This is a genomic window from Arthrobacter sp. JSM 101049 (assembly GCF_041679245.1).
Taxonomy (GTDB): Bacteria; Actinomycetota; Actinomycetes; order Actinomycetales; family Micrococcaceae; genus Arthrobacter_H.
In genome coordinates, this window is sequence record NZ_JBGFFC010000001.1 from 333011 (window position 1) to 354486 (window position 21476).

General features: G+C 68.6%; 19 protein-coding genes and 1 tRNA gene. 7 read left to right on the plus strand and 13 right to left on the minus strand.

The window, feature by feature from the left end; all coding sequences use genetic code 11:
• Positions 1-109: 109 nt before the first annotated feature.
• On the minus strand, positions 110-3616 hold the full coding sequence (gene rpoB / locus AB8M85_RS01515) for a DNA-directed RNA polymerase subunit beta (RefSeq protein ID WP_372697004.1): 3507 nt from the start codon (positions 3614-3616) through the stop codon (positions 110-112).
• A gap of 344 nt (positions 3617-3960) precedes the next feature.
• On the opposite strand from rpoB, the gene AB8M85_RS01520 reads away from it, so the two are divergent.
• Positions 3961-5154: an acetyl-CoA C-acetyltransferase gene (locus AB8M85_RS01520; protein ID WP_372697005.1), complete on the plus strand. Its 1194-nt coding sequence runs from the start codon at positions 3961-3963 to the stop codon at positions 5152-5154.
• Positions 5155-5170: 16 nt separating this feature from the next.
• On the opposite strand, the gene AB8M85_RS01525 is transcribed toward AB8M85_RS01520, so the two are convergent.
• From AB8M85_RS01525 to AB8M85_RS01565, 9 genes are all read right to left on the minus strand, one after another.
• The gene (locus AB8M85_RS01525; protein WP_372697006.1) at positions 5171-6442 is read right to left on the minus strand and encodes an acyltransferase family protein; all 1272 of its coding nucleotides are present in this window, start codon (positions 6440-6442) and stop codon (positions 5171-5173) included.
• A gap of 199 nt (positions 6443-6641) precedes the next feature.
• Positions 6642-7016 carry a 50S ribosomal protein L7/L12 gene (gene rplL / locus AB8M85_RS01530; RefSeq protein WP_372697007.1) on the minus strand — a complete coding sequence of 125 codons (375 nt, stop codon included), beginning with the start codon at positions 7014-7016 and terminating at the stop codon, positions 6642-6644.
• Between the two features lie 68 nt (positions 7017-7084).
• Positions 7085-7654, minus strand: a complete 570-nt coding sequence (gene rplJ / locus AB8M85_RS01535) for a 50S ribosomal protein L10 (RefSeq protein WP_372697008.1) — start codon at positions 7652-7654, stop codon at positions 7085-7087.
• A gap of 321 nt (positions 7655-7975) precedes the next feature.
• Positions 7976-9088, minus strand: coding sequence for a GNAT family N-acetyltransferase (locus tag AB8M85_RS01540; protein WP_372697009.1), 1113 nt, complete (start codon positions 9086-9088; stop codon positions 7976-7978).
• A 235-nt stretch (positions 9089-9323) separates the two neighbouring features.
• Positions 9324-10031 carry a 50S ribosomal protein L1 gene (gene rplA, locus AB8M85_RS01545; protein WP_372697010.1) on the minus strand — a complete coding sequence of 236 codons (708 nt, stop codon included), beginning with the start codon at positions 10029-10031 and terminating at the stop codon, positions 9324-9326.
• Positions 10032-10180: 149 nt separating this feature from the next.
• Positions 10181-10612: a 50S ribosomal protein L11 gene (rplK, locus tag AB8M85_RS01550; protein WP_372697011.1), complete on the minus strand. Its 432-nt coding sequence runs from the start codon at positions 10610-10612 to the stop codon at positions 10181-10183.
• Between the two features lie 136 nt (positions 10613-10748).
• Positions 10749-11510, minus strand: coding sequence for a transcription termination/antitermination protein NusG (gene nusG, locus AB8M85_RS01555; protein ID WP_372697689.1), 762 nt, complete (start codon positions 11508-11510; stop codon positions 10749-10751).
• A 469-nt stretch (positions 11511-11979) separates the two neighbouring features.
• A complete protein-coding gene (gene secE / locus AB8M85_RS01560) occupies positions 11980-12246 on the minus strand; it encodes a preprotein translocase subunit SecE (RefSeq protein WP_372697012.1) in 267 nt (88 codons plus the stop codon).
• 124 nt (positions 12247-12370) lie between these two features.
• Positions 12371-12443 (minus strand) — tRNA-Trp (locus AB8M85_RS01565).
• A gap of 294 nt (positions 12444-12737) precedes the next feature.
• On the opposite strand from AB8M85_RS01565, the gene AB8M85_RS01570 reads away from it, so the two are divergent.
• On the plus strand, positions 12738-13937 hold the full coding sequence (locus AB8M85_RS01570) for a pyridoxal phosphate-dependent aminotransferase (protein WP_372697013.1): 1200 nt from the start codon (positions 12738-12740) through the stop codon (positions 13935-13937).
• A gap of 142 nt (positions 13938-14079) precedes the next feature.
• Here AB8M85_RS01570 and AB8M85_RS01575 read toward each other — a convergent pair whose 3' ends face one another.
• The gene (locus tag AB8M85_RS01575; protein ID WP_372697014.1) at positions 14080-14754 is read right to left on the minus strand and encodes a LuxR C-terminal-related transcriptional regulator; all 675 of its coding nucleotides are present in this window, start codon (positions 14752-14754) and stop codon (positions 14080-14082) included.
• On the minus strand, positions 14751-16073 hold the full coding sequence (locus AB8M85_RS01580; protein WP_372697015.1) for a PspC domain-containing protein: 1323 nt from the start codon (positions 16071-16073) through the stop codon (positions 14751-14753). The genes AB8M85_RS01575 and AB8M85_RS01580 overlap by 4 nt, the downstream gene beginning before the upstream one ends.
• 125 nt (positions 16074-16198) lie before the next feature.
• Here AB8M85_RS01580 and AB8M85_RS01585 point away from each other — a divergent pair, with 125 nt between their 5' ends.
• The 5 genes from AB8M85_RS01585 to AB8M85_RS01605 all read left to right on the plus strand — a co-directional run bounded on the left by AB8M85_RS01585 (position 16199) and on the right by AB8M85_RS01605 (position 20228).
• Positions 16199-17527 carry a PspC domain-containing protein gene (locus AB8M85_RS01585; RefSeq protein WP_372697016.1) on the plus strand — a complete coding sequence of 443 codons (1329 nt, stop codon included), beginning with the start codon at positions 16199-16201 and terminating at the stop codon, positions 17525-17527.
• On the plus strand, positions 17524-17940 hold the full coding sequence (locus AB8M85_RS01590) for a hypothetical protein (protein WP_372697017.1): 417 nt from the start codon (positions 17524-17526) through the stop codon (positions 17938-17940). The genes AB8M85_RS01585 and AB8M85_RS01590 overlap by 4 nt, the downstream gene beginning before the upstream one ends.
• Before the next feature lie 55 nt (positions 17941-17995).
• Positions 17996-18247 (plus strand): PspC domain-containing protein, encoded by a 252-nt coding sequence (locus AB8M85_RS01595; RefSeq protein ID WP_372697018.1) that lies wholly within the window; start codon positions 17996-17998, stop codon positions 18245-18247.
• A gap of 167 nt (positions 18248-18414) precedes the next feature.
• The gene (locus AB8M85_RS01600; RefSeq protein WP_372697690.1) at positions 18415-19443 is read left to right on the plus strand and encodes a 6-phosphofructokinase; all 1029 of its coding nucleotides are present in this window, start codon (positions 18415-18417) and stop codon (positions 19441-19443) included.
• A gap of 47 nt (positions 19444-19490) precedes the next feature.
• Entirely contained in the window at positions 19491-20228 is a 738-nt protein-coding gene (locus AB8M85_RS01605) for a GNAT family N-acetyltransferase (protein ID WP_372697019.1), read from the plus strand.
• Between the two features lie 8 nt (positions 20229-20236).
• Here the strand turns inward: AB8M85_RS01605 and AB8M85_RS01610 are convergent, their stop codons facing one another.
• Positions 20237-21394 (minus strand): calcium:proton antiporter, encoded by a 1158-nt coding sequence (locus AB8M85_RS01610; RefSeq protein WP_372697020.1) that lies wholly within the window; start codon positions 21392-21394, stop codon positions 20237-20239.
• Positions 21395-21476 lie beyond the last annotated feature (82 nt).

Consider the following 21476-nt stretch of genomic DNA (forward strand, 5'->3'; position numbering starts at 1 on the left):
TCTGAAGAAGTCTGGTGTTCAGCGGCGGGCTCGTGGCCCGCCGGGGGAACGGATAAGGAACGGGTACGAGGGCGGGTGCCCGGCACGGGAGCCGGGCACCGCCGTCGTGCTAAACCTCGTCGACGGAGCTCGGCTCCGACCGGGACAGGTCGATGCCCAGCTCTTCCGCAGCCCGGAACACTTCTTCGTCCGAGTCCCGCATCTCGATGGGATTGCCGTCGGTGGAGAGGACCTCCACGTTCAGGCAGAGCGACTGCATTTCCTTGATGAGGACCTTGAAGGACTCCGGAACGCCCGGCTCCGGGATGTTCTCGCCCTTCACGATGGCCTCGTAGACCTTCACGCGTCCGTGGATGTCATCGGACTTGATGGTCAGCAGTTCCTGCAGCGTGTACGCGGCGCCGTAGGCCTCGAGGGCCCAGACTTCCATCTCGCCGAAGCGCTGGCCGCCGAACTGTGCCTTACCACCCAGCGGCTGCTGCGTGATCATGGAGTACGGGCCGGTGGAGCGCGCGTGGATCTTGTCGTCCACCAGGTGGTGCAGCTTCAGGATGTACATGTAGCCGACCGACACCTCGTCCGGGAACGGCTGGCCGGAGCGGCCGTCGAACAGGCGCGCCTTGCCGGAGTTACCGATCAGGCGGTCGCCGTCGCGGGTGACGTTGGTGTGGTCCAGCAGCCCGCGGATCTCGTCCTCGTGCGCGCCGTCGAACACCGGGGTGGCCACGGTCGTGGGGCCGGACTCGCGCGGCAGGTTGGGCAGTTCCTTCACCCATTCCGGCTCGCCTTCGATCTTCCAGCCCTGCTTGGCGGCCCACCCGAGGTGGATCTCCAGCACCTGGCCGACATTCATGCGGCCCGGAACACCCAGCGGGTTGAGCACGACGTCGACCGGGGTGCCGTCCTCCAGGAACGGCATGTCCTCGACCGGCAGGATCTTGGAGATGACGCCCTTGTTGCCGTGGCGTCCGGCGAGCTTGTCGCCGTCCGTGATCTTGCGCTTCTGCGCCACGTACACGCGGACCAGCTGGTTCACGCCCGGGGGCAGTTCGTCGTCGTTGTCGCGCTCGAAGATCCGCACGCCTATGACGGTGCCGGATTCGCCGTGCGGCACCTTCAGGGAGGTGTCGCGCACTTCGCGGGACTTCTCGCCGAAGATGGCGCGCAGCAGGCGCTCCTCCGGGGTCAGTTCCGTCTCGCCCTTCGGCGTGACGCGGCCGACCAGGATGTCCCCGGCCTCGACCTCGGCACCGATGTGGATGATGCCGCGCTCGTCGAGCTGGCCCAGGACCTCCTCGGAGACGTTCGGGATGTCCCGGGTGATCTCCTCGGCGCCGAGCTTGGTGTCGCGGGCATCGACCTCGTGCTCCTCGATGTGGATCGAGGTCAGCACATCGTCGGAGACCATGCGCTGCGAGAGGATGATCGCGTCCTCGAAGTTGTGCCCTTCCCAGGACATGAAGGCGACCAGGAGGTTCTTGCCCAGGGCCAGCTCACCGTTGTCGGTGGACGGGCCGTCGGCGATGATCGACTGGTATTCCAGGCGCTCGCCCTCGGAGACGCGGACCCGCTGGTTGTAGGCGTTGCCGTGGTTCGAGCGGGCGAACTTCATGATCGGGTAGGCGGACTCGGTGCCGTCGTCGTTCATGACGGTGACCAGGTCGGCCGAGACCTCGGTGACCACACCGGGCTTGGCGGCGGTGATGGAGTCGCCGGCGTCGACCGCCACGTACTTCTCCATGCCGGTGCCGACCAGCGGGGCCTCGGAGGCCAGCAGCGGCACGGCCTGGCGCTGCATGTTGGCGCCCATGAGCGCGCGGTTGGCGTCGTCGTGCTCCAGGAACGGGATCAGCGCGGTGGCCGCGGAGACCATCTGGCGCGGGGAGACGTCCATGTAGTCGATCTCGGCCGGCTCGACGAGCACGGGCTCGCCACCGCCGCCACGCTCACGGCAGAGGACCAGGTCCTCGACGAAGTGCAGGTCCTCGGTCATCGGGGCGTTCGCCTGGGCGATGATGCAATCGAGTTCCTCGTCCGCGGTGAGGTAGTCGACCTGGTCGGTGACCTTGCCGTCGAGAACCTTGCGGTACGGGGATTCGATGAACCCGAAGTTGTTGATGCGGGCGTACGTCGCCAGCGAGCCGATGAGGCCGATGTTCGGGCCTTCAGGGGTCTCGATGGGGCACATGCGGCCGTAGTGCGAGGGGTGGACGTCGCGGACTTCCATGCCGGCGCGGTCACGGGACAGGCCACCCGGACCCAGCGCGGACAGGCGGCGCTTGTGCGTCAGTCCGGCGAGCGGGTTGTTCTGGTCCATGAACTGCGAGAGCTGGGAGGTTCCGAAGAACTCCTTGATCGCGGCCACGACGGGGCGGATGTTGATCAGGGTCTGCGGCGTGATCGCCTCGACGTCCTGAGTGGTCATGCGTTCGCGCACGACGCGTTCCATGCGGGAAAGGCCGGTGCGGACCTGGTTCTCGATGAGCTCGCCGACGGCGCGGATGCGGCGGTTGCCGAAGTGGTCGATGTCGTCGACCTCCACGCGGATCTCGACGTTCTCGCCCTTGCGCACGCCCGGAACGGTCGCTTCGCCGGCGTGCAGCGCGACCAGGAACTTGATCATCGCGACGATGTCGTCGATGTTCAGCACCGAGGCATCGGCCGAATCCAGCGGGGTGTCGACGCCGAGCTTGTGGTTGATCTTGTAGCGGCCGACCTTGGCCAGATCGTAACGCTTGGCGTTGAAGTAGAGGTTGTCGAGCAGGGCCTGGGCGGCGTCGACCGTCGGCGGCTCGCCGGGACGCAGCTTGCGGTAGATGTCCAGCAGCGCCTCCTCCTTGGTCTCCGTCGCGTCCTTCTCCAGGGTCGCGCGGATGGAGTCGTACTGCCCGAACTCCTCGAGGATGCGGCCTTCGGTCCAGCCGAGGGCCTTGAGCAGCACGGTCACGGACTGCTTGCGCTTGCGGTCGAGGCGGACGCCGACCTGGTCGCGCTTGTCGATCTCGAGCTCGAACCAGGCGCCACGCGACGGAATGATCTTCGCGGTGAAGATGTCCTTGTCGCTGGTCTTGTCCGGTGTGCGCTCGAAGTAGGCGCCCGGGGAACGGACCAGCTGGGAGACGACGACACGCTCGGTGCCGTTGATGATGAAGGTGCCCTTGCCGGTCATCAGCGGGAAGTCGCCCATGAACACGGTCTGCTGCTTGATCTCACCGGTGTTGTTGTTCATGAACTCGGCCTTGACGTACAGCGGGGCTGCGTAGGTCGCGTCGCGGTCCTTGCACTCGGCCTCGGTGTACTTCGGGTCGGCGAATTCCGGCTCGGAGAAGCTCAGGGACATGGTGCCCTGGAAGTCCTCGATCGGGGAAATCTCCTCGAAGATCTCGGCCAGGCCGGAGGTGTCGGCCACGCCGGTGATGCCCTCGGCGCGCGCCTTCTCCAGGCGTGCCTTCCAGCTGTCGTTGCCGACGAGCCAATCGAAGCTCTCAACCTGCAGTGCCAGCAGGTTCGGCACGTCGAGGGGTTCATGGATCTTTGCGAATGTGATTCGGCCTGCCGCTTCCGCGGTACGGGCTGAACTAGCGGTTTGATGATTTGAGGTGCTCGAGGCGACCAAGATGGATCCTTCCACAGACCGTCAGGTTTCCGACGCCGTCCCCGCCCGGGATGAGGAACCCGGAACACCACCGAACATCGGGCCCACCGCTATATGAAGGCCGATTGGAAAGAGGGAAGACGCAAGGATCCACATTACACGAATAGGAAGAATCTGTCCACCATACTAGATCCCGGTCAAAAAAGCCCGCACCCTGCAAATAAACTTCCGGGATTCCCCCGCGGTGGCCGCCGATACGGCGTCCGGCGCGTCGCCGGTTGGCACTTCCCGGACCGCTTTGGCCTTTATGGCCTGCATCACCATAATTGGGGTAACGAGCCATCCCGACCAAGGAGAGCACCACCATGACCGATCCCCGCGACGCAGTCCTCGTCTCCGGCGCGCGCACCCCCTTCGGCCGCCTCAAGGGGCAGCTGGCCACCTTCAGTGCCGTGGAACTCGGGGCAGCGGCCATCACCGGCGCCCTGGACCGCGCCGGCGTGCCCGCTGGCGATGTGGAGGCCGTCATCATGGGCCACGTGGTGCAGGCCGGCTGCGGGCAGAACCCCGCCCGGCAATCGGCCATCAAGGCCGGCATCGGCTGGGACGTGCCGACCGTGACCATCAACAAGGTCTGCCTCTCCGGCCTGGCCGCCATCACCGATGCCGCCCGCCTGATCCGGCTGGGCGAAGCCGAGGTCGTCGTCGCCGGCGGGCAGGAGTCGATGACCAACGCCCCGCACATCCTCCCCGGCAGCCGCAAGGGATGGAACTACGGCAGCTTCACGGCCATCGACTCGGTCGACCACGACGGGCTGACCGATGCCTTCGACGGCCAGTCCATGGGAGTGAGCACGGAAGCCCGGAACACCGAACTCGGGCTGCAGCGCCGGGAGCAGGACGAGGTCGCAGCGGCATCGCATGTCCGCGCGGCCTCCGCCCAGGAGGCGGGCGTGTTCGACCCGGAGATCGTCTCCCTGTCGGTCCCCCAACGCAAGGGCGATCCCCTGACCGTCGCCACCGACGAGGGCATCCGCCCCGGCACCACGGCCGATACACTGGCCGGCCTGCGGGCTGCCTTCGCGAAGGACGGCACCATCACCGCCGGCAATTCATCCCCGTTGTCCGACGGCGCCGCGGCCGTCGTGGTGGCCTCCCGGGAGTACGCCGAACGGCAGGGCCTGGAGATCCTGGCCATCATTGGCGCCCCTGGCCAGGTGGCCGGCCCCGACACGTCACTGCATTCGCAGCCGTCGAACGCCATCAACGCCGCCTTGGACACGGCCGGCTGGTCCATCGGCGATCTGGACTTCATCGAGATCAACGAGGCCTTCGGGGCGGTGGCATGCCAGTCCCTCAAGGACCTGGACTACCCCCTGGAGCAGACCAACCTGCATGGCGGTGCCATCGCACTCGGCCACCCCATCGGCGCTTCCGGAGCACGCCTGGCCTTGCATGCGGCCCTGGAGTTGCAACGGCGTGGCAGCGGCAAGGCCGCAGTGAGCCTGTGTGGCGGCGGCGGCCAGGGCGAGGCGCTGCTGCTCAGCCGCGACGCCTGAGCCGCAGGGGACGGGCCTACAGGCCCCGGGTGATGCCGCCGGTATTGTGCGGGACCACACGTGCCGCCGGCCGGCGTCTCGAACCGGACTTCTGCATGCGGTCGGCGAAGTCCCTGGCCGGACCGCGCAGGGCAACCACGGCGTCGACCAGGGCGGTCACGCCCTTGCCCAGCCGCCGGCCGACCGTCTGCTCGACCCACCGGTAGACCAGGTAGGCGGCGATGCCGACCACAGCCAGGGTGATCGCCAGGATGACCGGACGGGGCAGATGGCCGCTGAGCTGGTGGATGATCCACCAGCCCCAGATTTCGTGCAGCAGGTAGATCGGGTAGGTCAGCGCTCCGGCCAGGGCCAGCCCGGGCATGTTCACCCGGCGCAGCGGCGTCAGGACCAGCACGGCGATGACGGCGAAGACCCCCGCGACGATCAGCCAGTAGGTCTGTTCGGGGACGGCGTACCCGACCAGGTCCATGGCCTCGGCGCTGCCCGTGCGCCCCGTCAGCCACGCCGCCTGGACGACGTTCAGCCCGAGCACCGCCCAGCGCGTCGGCGTGTGCCCGAAGCGGTAGATCAGAAACAGGCACATGCCCCCGGCGAAGAGGGCCGCATGTTCGGGGACCAGTGCCTGGCGGATGAAGTTGCTGGGGATCATCGGGGCCAGGAAGCCCACCAGTGGCCAGATGGCGGCGAAGGCGAGGAGGCGTCGGCGGGTCACCCAGCCAAGCATCATCAGGACCAGCACGAGTCCGTAGAAGCGCATTTCGGCCCACAGGGTCCAGTAGACGCCATCGACGTGCGGGATCCCGAAGCCGGCCTGCATCATCGTCAGGTTTACGGCCCAGTCGGAGAACGAAAGACGCTGCCCCATGGTGGGCCAGATGAAGAAGATCAGCACGCCCGTGGCCAGCACCGCTACCCAGTAGGCCGGGAACAGCCGGCCGATGCGGGAGCCGATGAACTGCGCGGGGCGCTTGCCGTAGGCGGAGAGCAGGATGACGAAACCGCTGATCACGAAGAACAGCTGCACGCCCATGTTCCCGAACACGGTCACCCGCGACAGGTAGGGCCATGCCGCCTTGGCCGGTTCGATGCCCCAGTTGCCGTGGTGCCAGGCCGTGTAGTGGTAGAGGATGACGCCCACGGCGGCGAGCAGCCGCAGTCCGTCGAGCAGTGCCAGGCGCGTGGCGCGCTGCGGTGCGGACGGCTGCGCCGTGGTCGCGGAAAGCGGACGGGCGTCACCTGTGGCTGCCGGTGCTGGCCGTGGGGTCGTGGCCGTGGTTTCCGCCATGTCGTCCCCTCCCGAGGTCACCATACGTTATCAAGTCGTTACCTACCACGGTAGCAAACCCCGCTGCGGGTGTCGCATGAATGTGACCCGGCCCACGGGAGGGGTTTCGGCAGTCACGCGGCGGCAAGCGCCCGTTAAAGCGGCGCAGCCCCGCCCACCTGCTCGGTGGACGGGGCTGCGCGGCGTTTGCGTCGGGCTACTACTTGACCGTGACGGTCGCGCCGGCGGCCTCCAGGGCCTCCTTGGCCTTCTCGGCAGCGTCCTTGGCAGCGCCTTCCAGCACGGCCTTCGGGGCGCCGTCGACCAGGTCCTTGGCTTCCTTCAGTCCGAGGGACGTCAGGGCGCGGACTTCCTTGATCACTGCGATCTTCTTGTCGCCAGCGGCTTCGAGGATGACGTCGAATTCGGTCTGCTCCTCGGCAGCCTCGGCGCCACCGGCGGCCGGGCCGGCAACGGCGACGGCAGCAGCGGTGACCTCGAAGGTCTCCTCGAAGGTCTTCACGAACTCGGAGAGCTCGACGATGGTCATTTCCTTGAAGGCTTCAAGGAGCTCTTCGGTGGTGAGCTTCGCCATGATGTGGCGTCCTTTCCATGGGGCGGCACGTTTGCATGCCGCGGGATGTTTGGTGGTTTGAAGGGCCCTTAGGCTTCTTCGGTGGCAGCGTCGGCAGCAGGTGCTTCCTCGGCCTCAGCGGCGGGAGCCTCAGCCGGAGCCGACGCTGCACCACCTTCTTCTTCACGCTTCGCACGCAGGGCCTCGATGATGCGGGCCGCGGCAGAGGCCGGGGCCTGGAGGACACCGGCCACGCGGGCCAGCTGGTGCTCGCGGGACTCGAGTGCGGCCAGGCCGGCCACCTCGGATGCGTCCATGGCCTTGCCCTCGAAGAAGCCGGTCTTGATGACCAGCTTGTCGTTGGACTTGGCAAAATCCGTCAGGCTCTTGGCTGCGGCCACTGCATCGCCCTTGATGAAGGCGATGGCGGTCGGGCCGGACAGCTGGCCATCGAATGCATCGATGCCGGCTTCCTTGGCTGCGATACCCGTCAGAGTGTTCTTCACGACCGCGAACTTGGTGTCCTGACCAAGTGAACGGCGCAACTCCTTGAGCTGTGCAACGGTGAGCCCACGGTATTCGGTCAGGACAGCGGCGCTCGACTCCTTGAAGTCGTTGGTGATTTCCTCGACTGCGGAGATCTTAATCTGCGTTGCCATAACCCTCCTTCCGGGGATTGTCTCTGAGTCGGCCTGACCAGTCCACGACCCCGGAGGGGCTGGCAATAAAAACGCCCCGCGCAGATGCACGGGGCTTCTCAACCCGCCTTGGCTACAGCCGCACCGGGGAGGAAAACTTCGTTCACCTGCGTAGGCCGCCCAATTGCTGGGACTTTCGGATGGCTTCCCATGCGGGCACGGGTTGCCACCGACCGACGGTCTTTGGTTCATCCAGCTTATCCCGCCGCTCCCCCGGCACCAAATCGAGCGGCTGTCCGGGGCATCGGCGGGCCATGGCCGGGCAGCCATGGCCCGTGGCGGCTACTTTCGCGTCCATGCCGCCTCGACGTGGCACGCCCTGAACCCCAGCGCCTCGTTGATCCGCAGCATGTAGCCATTTTCCGCAGCATTCCACGTGTAGATCCGGCCCACACGTGGCTGCGCCCGGCCCAACGCCCGCTGGTTGCGCGCCTTCACCAGCTGTCCAAGCCGATGGCCCCGGTGTTCGGGCAGCACCAGTGTCCCCTCCTGGAAGGCGATGCCCTCCTGGCCCTCGAAGACCACCAGTTCGGTGTAGCCGACCAGCCGCCCGCTGTCCGCATGCCGGGCCACGGTCACCACGGAGGCCGTCCCCTGCCGTCGACGCCGTTCCTCCATGGTGCGCAGCCGTGTGGCATCCCAGCGCGAGGGCTCGAATTCCAGCCCACCCATCGGCGGATCGGTGTCCATGCGTTCGATGATGCGGCAATATTCCTCGACTGCCCAGTCGGGCACCGGCCCGGTCCACGATTCAGTCTCGTAGCCGGCTGACGCCACGAGCGCCTCTCGTTCGAGCCGATCCAGCTGGGCGTCGCCTCCGTCGAGGTCGACCCTGCTGGCGCGCTCCACCTGGCCCAATCCGAAGCCGTGGGCCGTGGCAAAGGCGGTCGACGGGGCGGCTGCACTGACCCATCCGGCACCGGAGTCCGGAAACAGTGCGGCGATTCCTGGAACCGGGTCCCCGACGTCGTGCCCGGAAGCGAGCGAGAGCGCCGCATACCCGTTGAGGATCGTCCGCCCCTCGCGACGGCACAGCTCGGCGACCCTGTCCAGCAGCCGGGAACCGATCCCTTGTCGGCGCCAGTGGGTTGACACCACGAGTTCGATGTCGGCCGCGTCGAGGTTCTCGGCCAGGGGCAGCGCCACGATGGCCGCCCCGATGATCTCAGCGCCAACGCCTCCCCCGCTGCGGGCCACCTGGAGTACGCGCCGTCCATAGGCGCTGGGTTGGGCCCTGGCGAGCTCGGCGCGGTCGCCAGTGACCAGCTCGTCATGGCCGAGCTCCTCCCGGGCCGCGTTGCGCAGCAGGCGGCCGATGGCGGCAAAATCCGCTCCTGCGGCCCCATCGAGGGATGCCGGGACCGGCAGGTCCTCAATGATGAGCTGTTCGGACATGATCGCCCTCCGGGACGGATCGTGGACGCGGGGCGTAACCACTGATTGGGAATTATCAATCAATACTTTAGCCCCCGGTTGCGCCCCGCGTAAAGGGGGCGGGGCAGACGATTTCCTGGCGGCCCCCGCACTACCGGAGCGCCGGCATTCCCCCTCCCGGGCTTAACCACGAACGGCCCCCGCACCAGAGGGTGCAGGGGCCGTCGTTCCGATCCCGAGGGGGACCGGCGAGATACTAGGCGCCGGTGGCGACCTTGGTCACGTTCGGGTCCACGGGGATGCCGGGGCCGAAGGTGGTGGCCACGGTGGCCTTGGAGATGTACCGCCCCTTGGAAGCCGAAGGCTTCAGGCGCAGGACCTCCTCAAGGGCTGCCGCGTAGTTCTCCGCCAGCTTCTCGGCATCGAAGGACACCTTGCCGATGATGAAGTGCAGGTTGGAGTGCTTGTCGACGCGGAAGTCGATCTTGCCGCCCTTGATGTCGTTGACGGCCTTGGCGACGTCCATGGTCACGGTGCCGGTCTTGGGGTTCGGCATCAGGTTGCGCGGGCCGAGGACCTTGCCCAGGCGTCCGACCTTGCCCATGAGGTCCGGGGTGGCCACGGCGGCGTCGAAGTCGGTCCAGCCGCCGGAGATCTTGGCGATCAGGTCATCCGAGCCCACGAAGTCGGCGCCGGCGGCGATGGCCGCTTCGGCCTTGTCGCCGTTGGCGAAGACGAGGACGCGGGCGGTCTTGCCGGTGCCGTGCGGCAGGTTGACCGTGCCGCGGACCATCTGGTCGGCCTTGCGGGGGTCGACGCCGAGGCGGAAGGCCACCTCGACGGTCGAGTCGGTCTTGGCCGACCCCGTCTCCTTGGCCAGGGCAATAGCCTCGGTCGGGGAGTACAGCTTGTCGCCATCGATCTTGGCGACAGCTGCCTGGAATGCTTTGCTGCGCTTTGCCATCTGCTTGTTCTCCTTATGCAGTCGTGGTCATTCGTGGATCGCGCTGGACCCTGCCACTACGACGGCGGTGGCATCCTCCGGGGGGAGGTTCCGTCGTCGTTCTTTGATGTTGTGGGTGTTCCCGCCGGCGGCGGAAACGGTGGGGGTGGTTAGCCCTCGACGGTGATGCCCATGGAGCGGGCGGTGCCGGCGATGATCTTGGCGGCGGCCTGGACGTCGTTGGCGTTCAGGTCCTCCATCTTGGTGTTGGCGATCTCCTCGACCTGGGCCTGCGTCAGCTTCGCCACCTTGTCGGTGTGCGGGGTGGACGAGCCCTTGGCGACGCCTGCTGCCTTCTTGATCAGCTCGGCGGCCGGCGGGGTCTTGGTGATGAAGGTGAACGAGCGGTCCTCGTAGACCGTGATCTCCACCGGGATGACGTTGCCGCGCTGGGATTCCGTGGCGGCGTTGTACGCCTTGCAGAACTCCATGATGTTGACACCGTGCTGACCAAGCGCAGGGCCGATCGGCGGGGCCGGGTTGGCGGCACCTGCCTGGATCTGCAGCTTGATGAGGCCGGTGACCTTTTTCTTGGGGGCCATTTCGGGTCCTTCTACTCAATGCGTTTCCCACGGAACACAGGAGCGTGTCCGGGGCTGGTGGCCGCCGTGGCGCGGCGGCCGGATCGCTTCCCGCGGCGGAAAGCGGCCGCGCGGGAGACGAAGTTTTCGGTGATCCCTACTGGATCTTGGTGACCTGGCTGAACGACAGGGTCACCGGGGTCTCGCGCTCGAAGATCGAGACGAGCACGACGAGCTGCTGCGATTCGAGCTTGATCTCGCTGATCGTCGCCGGCAGGGTCTCGAACGGGCCGTCATTGACGGTCACGGACTCGCCGACGGTGAAGTCGACGTTGACCTCGGTGATCGGGGCGCGGCCCGGCTTCGACGAGCCACCGGCCTGCGCCGGCTCCTCGGTCACGATGGTGTGCTCGAGCATGGAGTACACCTCGTCCAGGCTCAGCGGCACCGGATCGTGGGCGTTGCCCACGAAGCCGGTCACGCCGGGGGTGTGCCGGACGGTGCCCCACGAGGCGTCGGTCAGCTCCATGCGCACCAGCACGTAGCCGGGGATGCGCACGCGGCGGACGATCTTGCGGGTGGTGTTCTTGATCTCCACGACTTCTTCCATGGGGACCTGGATCTCGTGGATGAACTCCTCCATGCCCAGCGTCTGGGCGCGGGTCTCGAGGTTCACTTTCACGCGGTTCTCGTAACCCGCGTAGGAGTGGATGACGTACCAGTCGCCGGGCTGGCGGCGCAGCTTGGTGCGGAACTCCTCCTTGGCGGCGGCGACGGCCTCCTCGGGGGACAGCTCGGGGGCCGCGGAGTCGGCATCCCCGCCGTCTTCGGCAGTGTCGGCTTCGGCGCTCCCGTGGACCGGGCCGGCGGCCTCGGGTCCGCCGGTGACCTCGGTTGCCGTGGCATCGCCCACGGGCATCCCGGCGGCTCCGGTGCTTTCGGCGGGCTCGTCGGAGACGGCGGCCGCGGAGGCTTCGTCGGCCAGGTCGTCCTCGGCTGCGGCGCCGGCGGTGCTGTCGTCGCCGCTGGCCACGCCGATCTGCTCATCGGTGGCCGCTGCGTATTCGGTGTCGAGGTCGCGGCGGTCGCTCACGGCGCCATACGCTTCGGTCTCCCCGGCCTCGTCCGTTCCGCCGGCCAACGCCGTCGCGTCGGCGCCGGCTTCCTCGGCGATGACCTCGGTGGCGTCGGCGTTCTGCGAAACGACGGAATCGGCCGATGCCCCGGGGGCGTCGGCCTCGCTTGCCTGCTCAACGGCGTCGTCGTTGGCCTGCGGTTCGCGTTCCTGCTCGGACACTGCGGTTCCTGCTTTCTTTGACTGGTAAACCAGAACATTTCATCGTGGCTGGACGTCTGCTTGGCGATCGTCCGGTGGATGTCGGCCGTTCCTACTGCTCCGGCGGGTTGGTGAAGACCAGGACCGCGCCGTTGCCGAACAAGAGATCCAGCCCGCTGACGATGAGCATCACCAGGATCACGAAGCCCAGGACGGTCAGCGTGTAGTTGACCAGCTCGCTGCGGGTCGGGGTGACGACCTTCTTCAGCTCCGAGATGACCTGGCGGAAGAACAAGGCGATGCGCGCAAAGAGACCACCGTTGGCCGGCTTGCGGCCACGGGAGGAGCCCTTGGAGCTTCCCGCTGTTGCTTCGGTCACTGTGCCTCGATTCGCGTTCGTCACCTCTTGAAACAATCACGGTGCACCGCAGCCTGTCGGCCACAACGCACCGTGACGTGGATTTCGCCGAGCACTCCGCCGAACTGCACGGGTTGCCACTGCGCAGGGCAGACAGGACTCGAACCTGCAACCTGCGGTTTTGGAGACCGCTGCGCTACCAATTGCGCCACTACCCTATGGAATCGGTTGCCCGTCCCGCTGCGCATGCCGTTCGAGCACACCGCATCGAGGCGTATTCCAACACCGAGGAAACAGTCTACGCACTCGACCCCCGCTAAGTCGAACCGACGCCGTCCGGCACACCGCGTCGACACCGCCTGCCACCCCGCGCGTTGGGCCCGCACCCTCCCCTTCTTCCCGGGGCCCCTCCGGCCCCGGGCCGGGCGCCGACGCATTCTGGGAAGGGCACCGGGGCGCGGCTAAGCTGGAAACCGCTAGGCCCCTCCGCCCCCGACCCAGGAAGCGACCCCATGTCACGCATTTCCCGACGCATCGGATCGATCGCCGAATCAGCCACGCTCGCCGTGGACGCCAAGGCCAAGGCGCTCAAGGCCGCCGGTCGCCCGGTGATCGGCTTCGGCGCCGGCGAACCGGATTTCCCGACCCCTGACTACGTCGTGGAGGCCGCCGTCGCCGCGGCCCGCGACCCGCGGTTCCACCGCTACTCCCCTGCCTCCGGCCTGCCCGAGCTGAAGGCGGCCATCGCGGCCAAGACGCAGCGCGATTCGGGCTATGCCATCGAGCCCTCGCAGGTGCTGGTCACCAATGGTGGCAAGCAGGCGGTCTACAACACCTTCGCCACCCTGTTGGACCCGGGCGACGAGGTCATCGTCCCGACCCCGTTCTGGACCACCTACCCCGAGGCGATCCGCCTGGCCGGAGGCGTCCCCGTGGAGGTCTTCGCCGGCCCGGAACAGGGGTACATGGTCACCGTCGACCAGCTCGAGGCGGCGGCCACCGACCGCACCAAGGTGCTGGTCTTCGTGTCCCCGTCCAACCCCACCGGCGCCGTCTACCCGCCCGAGATGGTCGCGGAGATCGGCCGGTGGGCCGCAGCACGGGGCTTGTGGGTCGTCACCGACGAGATCTACGAGCACCTGGTCTACGACGAGGCGACCTTCACCTCCATCGCCACGGCTGCCCCCGAGCTGGGCGACCGGGTGGTCATCCTCAACGGGGTGGCCAAGACCTACGCGATGACCGGCTGGCGGGTGGGCTGGATGGCCGGTCCGCAGGACGTCATCAAGGCCGCGACGAACCTCCAGTCCCACGCGACCTCCAACGTCGCCAATGTCTCCCAGATGGCCGCACTGGCCGCGGTTTCCGGCCCGTTGGACGCCGTGGCGGAGATGCGCACCGCGTTCGACCGTCGCCGCAAGGCCATCGTCTCGGCCCTGGACGCGATCGACGGGGTCGACTGCCCCACCCCGAAGGGCGCGTTCTACGTCTACGCGGACGTGCGCGGACTGCTCGGCCGCGAGATCGACGGCGTGCGTCCGGCGACGTCGGCGGACCTGGCTGCGCTGATCCTGGAGAAGGCCGAGGTGGCCGTGGTCCCCGGCGAGGCCTTCGGCCCCTCCGGCTACCTCCGTCTGTCCTACGCACTGGGCGATGACGACCTGGCCGAGGGCGTCGGGCGGATCACCGACCTGCTCGGCAGGGCGCGGTAGCCACCGCCCCGTCACCCGTGGCCCGGACGGCCACGCCACCCGGCCCGCCCGGCCCTGCCCCCGCGGGGCACCGGGCGGGCCGTCCCGTGTCCGGGTGCTCCGGCCGGGGCTTGGCCCGCGGCGCGGAGGGGCTATGGAGGGGCTAGAGGATCCGCCGGTCCACGGCCCACCGCGTGAGCTCGTGCCGGTTCGAGAGCTGCAGCTTGCGCAGCACCTTGGAGACGTGGGTCTCCACGGTCTTCACGGAGATGAACAGGTCCTTGGCGACTTCCTTGTACGTGTAGCCCCGGGCAATCAGGCGCATGACCTCCAGCTCCCGGGCCGAGAGCAGGTCCAGTTCGTCGTCGGCGCTGATGGCCGCCTGGGTGCCGAAGGCATCCAGCACGAATCCGGCCAGCCGGGGCGAGAACACCGCATCACCGGCAGCGACACGCACCACGGCGTCGGAGATCTCCGCCCCCGAAACCGACTTCGTGACGTATCCCCGGGCACCGCTGCGGATCACCGTCACCACGTCCTCGGCCGCGTCCGAGACGCTCAACGCCAGGAACCGCACATCGCCCAGCATCCCGGCGCACCCGGCGATCACCTCGGCCCCGCCGCCGCCGCGGCCCCCAGGCAGGTGGACGTCGAGCAGGACGACGTCGGGGCGCAGCTCGGTGACGGCCCGGATCGCGCCCTCCACGGTTGCCGCTTCACCCACCACCTGCAGGCGGGCATCCAGATCGGATTTCAACCCGGAGCGAAAGATGGCGTGGTCGTCGACCACCACAACGCGGATGGGCCGCGTCTGCGCATTCGGTTCACTGCTGTTCATCGGTTCTGCTCCTCGTGTGCCGGTTGTTCCATGACCAGGTGGACTTCGGTGCCGGCGGCGCTGCTGGTGATCGTCGCGCAGCCGCCGTTGCGTTGCATGCGCCCGATGATTGATTCCCGCACCCCGAACCGGTCCTCCGGCAGGCTCGCGGTGTCGAACCCGGTGCCGCGGTCGCGGACGAAGACGTCGACGCGCGGCCGGGAAGCCTCCACGTAGACCGAGACCGTCCCGCCGGCGTGCTTGGCCGCATTGAGCATGGCCTCCCGGGCGGCCTGGACCAGGGCATCGTGGCCGTCCAGCCCCTCCCGTTCACCCACGCTGACGACGTCGATGACGGCCGCATGCGATTCCTCGAGCCGGGCGGCCTCGGCGCGGACCGCCTCGCAAATGTCGCCTTCGGCCACGGGCGTCTCCCGGTAGAGCCACTGGCGCAGCTCGCGCTCCTGGGCGCGTGCGAGCCGGAGAACCTGGGCCTCGTCGCCGGCGCGCTTCTGGATCAGGGCCAGGGTCTGCAGGACGGAGTCGTGCAGGTGGGCGGCGATTTCGGCACGTTCGCCGACCCGGATCCGGTTGGCCCGTTCGGATTCGTAGTCGCGCCAGAAGCGCAACCCCCAGGGGGCCAGGACCAACAGGACGCCAGCCAGGACGATCACCGCTACGAAGGCCCCGTTCCACAGCGCCTCGAGCGACACCGCGCCGGAAACCAGGAAGACCAGTCCCAGGACCACCAGGGCGAGGCCGCCGACCAGGCGCACCATCCCAACGGCCCGGTCGGCACCGGCGGCCCTGCGCAGACCGCGTCGGCTCACCGCGTCGAGTTGCAGCCAGGCCAGCACCGCCCCAGCGATGATCAGCACCGCGGGCCAGATCAGCCCCCAGGCCACCGGCAGCCCCTGCATCTGGGCGAAGACCAGCGCCCCGAGCAGCAGCAGGCCCGCACCGGCCAGGATTTCCCGCCCGGCCAGGCTGCCCCACCGCGTGGCAACACGTCCCCGCGGCTCGGATCCGACGCCGGCACCGGCGTCTGCCCCGGCAGCAATGCCGGCTTCGGCCTCGAGACCGGGGCCGGGAGCCAACGAGACGGGACCGCCCGCCCGGGCGCGTTCGGCGTCCTGCAAGGCGTCTTCGCGGGAGGGAACCATGATCCACAGCCAGGCATAGAGCACGATCCCCGCTCCGGCCATCAGGCTCAGCAGCGCCATCGCGATCCGGATGGTGCGCACGGGCTGTCCCAGATGCAACGCCAGGCCGGCGCAGACGCCCCCCAGCAGGCGCGGTTCGGCGCGCACCAGGGGTGGTCGGACGGGGAATTCGGTCATGGGTCCATCCAAGCACGAGCGGCGGCATCCGCGGCGTCGGATCGGGGTCCCCCGGGTCAGGATCAGGGGCCATTCAGGGCAGACCCCCATGGCGGCGTCCCGCAGGCCACGGAAGGATGGAAGGCATGAACCACGCACCTGCAGAAAACTCCTTCTTCCGCTGGATCCGGGGCCTGGGCGTCCAGCGCGGCGAACAGCACTGGATCGGCGGCGTCTCCTCGGGCCTGGCCCGGCGCTTCGGCATCGACACCGCCCTGGCCCGCGGGCTGCTCCTGGTCATCGTCATCTTCTCCGGCGTCGGCCTGCTGCTCTACGGCGCGGCGTGGGCGCTGCTGCCAGGCCCGGCTGGACGCATCCACCTCCAGGAGGCCGGCCGGGGACGCTGGAGCTCCGGGATGACGGGGGCAGTGGTCTTCGCGATCATCGGGCTGGCCAACGGTCCCCTGGTCCTGGGCGGGTGGCGCTTCGACGACGGCGACTCGTGGTGGGGCGAGCTCATCTGGAGCCTGGTCGTGGTCGGCGCCATCATCTGGTTCTTCAGCAGCCGCTCATCCGGCCACTCCCGGAGCAGCGGACACGACGGCGGACCCGCCGCCGCTTCCCCGGCAGCCCCGTCCACCCCGTACGAGCCCTACGGCCCGTATGCCTCCCCCTACGGACCCGGCGCCCAGGGAACTAGCGAACCCGATGAGCCGGCCACGGGCACGTCCGCCGACTGGTCTGCAGCGGGCACCACGACCAGCCCGGCCGGCGCACCGGCTGCGGGCTTTGGTCCCGGTCCCTCGACGGCCACGGTGCCACGACGGCCCCAGACTCCGCCCCGGCCCGCGATGCCGGGCCACACGGTCGCCATCGTCCTGGGCCTGGCCGTCCTGGTGGCCGGCACGGTCATCCTGACCGCGATGAACGGCATCCTGGACTACGGCGGCCGCGAGGCAGCGGTCGCCCTGGCCGCAGCGACCACGGTCCTTGGTGCCGGACTGATCGGCGCCGCAATCCGCCACCTCCGCGGCGGGGCACTGACCGGGTTCGCCATCGCCCTGCTCGTGCCGACCATCCTCGTCGGCGGCCTGGGAAAGCAGATCACAATGGACCGCTCCTGGCCCGGCCCGGTGGTGGAGCGCTCGGGCAACGACTACACCTACGTGTTCAACAGCGGGGAACTCGACCTGACCCGCTACGCGGACCTCACCCAGGACACGATGCTCTCCGTCACCAGCGTGTTCAGCAGCCTCGAGGTCACCGTCCCGGACAACATCCCGATCCGGGTGAACGGCGACTCCGCGTTCTACTCGCTGGAGGTGCACACCGCCGACGGCGTCCAGAAGTACTCGGGCATCGCCCACGAGGACGCCATCACCATCAACCCCGAAGCGACCGGCCCGGTCCTGCGTCTGGACTTCGACGGCGCCTTCAACTCCATCGACATCACTTCCCAGGAGGTCACGCCATGAGCGATCCCACCACCGGTCACGACCCCGAACGCTCCCCCGGGCAGCCCGAAGCACGGGAACCCGCCCCCGCCACCGAGCCCCTCCACCCCCGGCCTTCCGACCCCGCACAACCACGGGAACCGGAGGAGACAGCGGGAACGACCAACCCGCAGGGCGGCTGGGATTCCCCCGCGCCGGCCCCTGTGGTCGAGCCCGAACCCGTCGAACGACGCGGCGTCCCCCTGGGGACCCTGGTCTTCGGACTCGTCGTGGTCGCGGTGGGCCTGCTGATCCTCGTGTCGGTCTTCTACGACATCTCCCTCAGCGGCAGCGCGGTTGCCATCGCCGTGTTCCTCGGGGCGGGCCTGGTCCTGGTCATCGGCGGCCTGGTCGCAGCACGACGCTCATCCGGGACGAACCAGCCCGGTGCCTGATACGGTCGACCTCCCCCACCCGTCCATCCCCCCGCAACTCCTTGAAAGGACCATCATGGACTCCGTCTACAGGGCCCTCCGCTCCATCTCGTTCCGCCGCGGACCGCAGCGTGTCGTCGCCGGCATCGGCGGCGGCATCGCCCGGGCCACAGGCTGGGACGTGACGATCGTGCGGATCGCCATCCTGCTCAGCTTCCTGCTGCCGTTCATCGGCCTGCCGCTCTACCTGGTCCTCTGGCTGGTCCTGCCGTACCAGGACGGTTCCATCCCGCTGGAGCGCATCCTGGGCGGGCAATCCCGGCGCTAGAGCCCCGGCCCCGCCCGGTTCCTGCACCCGGCATGTGACGGCCACCGCCGATGGTGTGGTGGCCGTCTCATCTGCCACTTGCTAGCATCGACCGTGTTGAGCTCAGCGTCGCGCTCCGAGCAAGGTCCCACCGGGACGTGAACCTGACGAAAGCACACACCATCACCATGCGCATCGGAATCCTGACCAGCGGCGGAGACTGCCCGGGACTGAACGCCGTCATCCGCGGAGCGGTCCTGAACGGCATCAAGAGCCATGACCACGAGTTCGTGGGTTTCCAAGACGGCTGGCGCGGCGTCGTGGAGGGCGACATCATCGATCTGCCCCGCGAGCGCGTCCGCGGCATCTCCAAGCAGGGCGGCACCATCCTGGGAACCTCGCGCACCAATCCCTTCGACGGCGAGGGCGGCGGCCCGGAGAAGATCGCAGCAACCCTCGAGCGCCTCGGCGTCGATGCCCTGATCGCCATCGGCGGCGAAGGGACCCTGGCCGCGGCCAAGCGGCTGACCGATGCCGGACTGAAGATCGTCGGGGTCCCCAAGACCATTGACAACGACTTGGACGCCACCGACTACACGTTCGGCTTCGACACCGCCGTGGCCATCGCCACCGAGGCGATCGACCGTTTGCGCACCACCGGGGAGTCGCACCACCGCTGCATGGTCGCCGAGGTCATGGGCCGGCATGTCGGCTGGATCGCCCTGCACTGCGGCATGGCCGCCGGCGCCCACGCGATCCTCATCCCCGAGCAGGGCGTGAGCATGGACCAGATCAACGCCTGGGTCACCGAGGCCCGGGACCGCGGCCGCGCACCGCTGGTCGTCGTCGCGGAGGGCTTCGTGCCCGAAGGTGCGGACGAGGCCTATTCGGACCGGGGCGTTGACGCCTTCGGCCGCCCCCGCCTGGGCGGGATCGGCGACCAGCTGGCGTTCCGGATCGAGGCCGCCACCGGGATCGAGTCCCGGGCCACGGTGCTGGGCCACATCCAGCGAGGCGGCGTGCCCAGCGCCTTCGACCGGGTCCTGGCGACGCGGCTGGGCATGGCCTCGGTCGACGCGGTCCACGAAGCCGCCTGGGGGAACATGGTCGCCTTGCGCGGCACCAATATCCACCGCGTGCCCTTCCAGGCGGCCTTGAACAACCTCAAACGCGTGCCGCCGCACCGCTACGACGAGGCGGCCGTCCTCTTCGGGTAGCCGCCCCGCAGCGGGGCGCGCCCTCCGGTGGAAAGTAGGCTGGACACATGGATCTGGAAACCGGCACCCGTGCCATCATCGCCCTGGCGTGGGCCCGCCGGCTGGGCATGGCCGACTCGGCCCTGGCGTCCGTGGCCATGGGAACGGACGCAGGACGCATCAACCACCGTGATGACGCGGCCACGACCGTGAGCTTCGTGCGCTTCATGGGCGGGTCCGTCCTCGCCGGCCCGCAATGGCTGCTGCGGGCGGCGGCCGGCGTCCACGACGAGGAACTCGCCGCGGAGTCGCGACTGCTCGGGCTCGTCCGCGCCCACGGCGACGTCGGGGCCCGGGGCCTGGGCGAGTCGCTGCTCTACTACAGCGACGAGCCTCCCACCGTGGAGGAATCCACGACCACCGTGGTCTCGCATGAGCCCAGTACCGCCGTCGAACTCGAGGCCATCTGTCCACGTGACGACCTCGCCGCGGCCCGGCTCTCCGGGCTGCCCCACCGGTTCACGCTCCTCTCCGAGGACGGGCATGCCCCGCTCGCCGGTGCCGGGTATTCGGTGTGGGAGGGGATGATCGCGGATCTGGGGGTGCTCACGGCACCATCGCTGCGGCGCCATGGGCTGGGCACCTACATCGCCGCGATCGCCGCCGATGACGCCCTGGCCGAGGGATTCGTCGCGCAGTTCAGTGCCGAGGTCAACAACAAGGCGGCACAGCTGATGGCCGACGCGCTCGGGTTCACTCTGGCCGGCTCGCTGACCCAGGCCAGCCTCGACGCCGACCGGGCCTGAGGGACGCCTCAGGAGAAGACGGCGATGCCGTAGACGGCGAAGACCACCAGATGTGCCGCGCCATGCATCGCGGTCACCTTCGGGGCGGCGAACGTCGTCACCGACAGCAGCAGGGTCACGCCGAGGAGCAGCAGGTTCGCCGGTGATCCAGCGAGCACCACCGGCTGGCCGGTGAGCATGCCGATGACCAGCACCGCTGGAATGGTCAGACCGACCGTCGAGACCAGGGCCCCGTGGCACAGGTTGGCCACCCGCTGGATCTCACCCTGCAGCGCCGCACGGACCGAGGTGATCGATTCGGGCAGGAACACGATGAGGGCGATCAGGATCCCGGACAGTGCCGCCGGAGCCCCCAGCCGGCCCAGGCCGTCGTCGAGCAGGGTCGCCATGTCGTGCGAGAGCAGCACGATGGGCAGGACCGTGACCACCAGGACGGCCAGCCGCAGCACCACCTCGGAACGGTGCTCGGAGATGACCTGCCCGATGCCCGGGCGTCCGGGAGCGCCACCGCCTACGGATGGGACCGGCGCCGGCTGCAGACGTGGGTCGACCTCGCGGAAGTCGGCAGCCTGGCTGCCCATCTGGCGAGCCAGGAAGAAGCCGTACAGGGCCAGCGTCAGGACCACCAGGGGGATCTCCTGGCCGGCCGTGTAGGCGCCGCCGTGGCCGATCAGTGCGGGAACGGCGAACGCCACTGCCGAGAGCACGACGATCATCGCCAGATAGGCCGAGGTGCCGGTGCGGTTGTGCTCCAGGTCCCCGTGCCTGAGGCCCCCGACGAGCAGGCAGAGGCCGATGACCGCGTTCAGGATGATCATCGACACGGCCATCACCGAATCCCGGGCGATCGTCGCGTGCTCGCCCGGTCCGAGCATGACGGCCGCGATGAGCACCACCTCGATCAGCACGATCGACAGGGTGAGGACCAGCGAACCGTAGGGGTCGCCCAGGCGGACGGCCAGGTGTTCGGCCTCGTGGACCACCCCGAAAGCACAGAGCAGGATGACCGCGACGATCAGGACCAGGGTCGCGACCAGCAGCCACGCTGGAACGGGTGGCTGCAGCAGGGGCCCGGCAAGGAACAGGGCCAGGAAGGCGCCCCAGCCGACGACGATGCGTGCCACGGCGGTGGGCGTGAGGATGGATCTGGCGGTAGTGGAAGGCACGGTCAGAACCTATTCCACGGGGTCGTCCCCGTGTCGTCCGATCGGACGGGCCGTCCCGTCCGCAGCAAGGGCGTCCCCGTCG

What these genes read in the sequence shown, in the direction of transcription:
- rplK (WP_372697011.1), bottom strand. Translation starts at nt 10,612, where the DNA reads ATGGCCCCCAAGAAAAAGGTCACCGGCCTCATCAAGCTGCAGATCCAG.
- AB8M85_RS01605 (WP_372697019.1), top strand. Translation starts at nt 19,491, where the DNA reads ATGGATCTGGAAACCGGCACCCGTGCCATCATCGCCCTGGCGTGGGCC.
- AB8M85_RS01525 (WP_372697006.1), bottom strand. Translation starts at nt 6,442, where the DNA reads ATGGCGGAAACCACGGCCACGACCCCACGGCCAGCACCGGCAGCCACA.
- AB8M85_RS01590 (WP_372697017.1), top strand. Translation starts at nt 17,524, where the DNA reads ATGAGCGATCCCACCACCGGTCACGACCCCGAACGCTCCCCCGGGCAG.
- rplJ (WP_372697008.1), bottom strand. Translation starts at nt 7,654, where the DNA reads ATGGCAACGCAGATTAAGATCTCCGCAGTCGAGGAAATCACCAACGAC.
- AB8M85_RS01580 (WP_372697015.1), bottom strand. Translation starts at nt 16,073, where the DNA reads ATGACCGAATTCCCCGTCCGACCACCCCTGGTGCGCGCCGAACCGCGC.
- AB8M85_RS01570 (WP_372697013.1), top strand. Translation starts at nt 12,738, where the DNA reads ATGTCACGCATTTCCCGACGCATCGGATCGATCGCCGAATCAGCCACG.
- nusG (WP_372697689.1), bottom strand. Translation starts at nt 11,510, where the DNA reads ATGCCCGTGGGCGATGCCACGGCAACCGAGGTCACCGGCGGACCCGAG.
- rplL (WP_372697007.1), bottom strand. Translation starts at nt 7,016, where the DNA reads ATGGCGAAGCTCACCACCGAAGAGCTCCTTGAAGCCTTCAAGGAAATG.
- AB8M85_RS01600 (WP_372697690.1), top strand. Translation starts at nt 18,415, where the DNA reads ATGCGCATCGGAATCCTGACCAGCGGCGGAGACTGCCCGGGACTGAAC.
- AB8M85_RS01595 (WP_372697018.1), top strand. Translation starts at nt 17,996, where the DNA reads ATGGACTCCGTCTACAGGGCCCTCCGCTCCATCTCGTTCCGCCGCGGA.
- AB8M85_RS01520 (WP_372697005.1), top strand. Translation starts at nt 3,961, where the DNA reads ATGACCGATCCCCGCGACGCAGTCCTCGTCTCCGGCGCGCGCACCCCC.
- AB8M85_RS01585 (WP_372697016.1), top strand. Translation starts at nt 16,199, where the DNA reads ATGAACCACGCACCTGCAGAAAACTCCTTCTTCCGCTGGATCCGGGGC.
- rplA (WP_372697010.1), bottom strand. Translation starts at nt 10,031, where the DNA reads ATGGCAAAGCGCAGCAAAGCATTCCAGGCAGCTGTCGCCAAGATCGAT.
- AB8M85_RS01575 (WP_372697014.1), bottom strand. Translation starts at nt 14,754, where the DNA reads ATGAACAGCAGTGAACCGAATGCGCAGACGCGGCCCATCCGCGTTGTG.
- AB8M85_RS01540 (WP_372697009.1), bottom strand. Translation starts at nt 9,088, where the DNA reads ATGTCCGAACAGCTCATCATTGAGGACCTGCCGGTCCCGGCATCCCTC.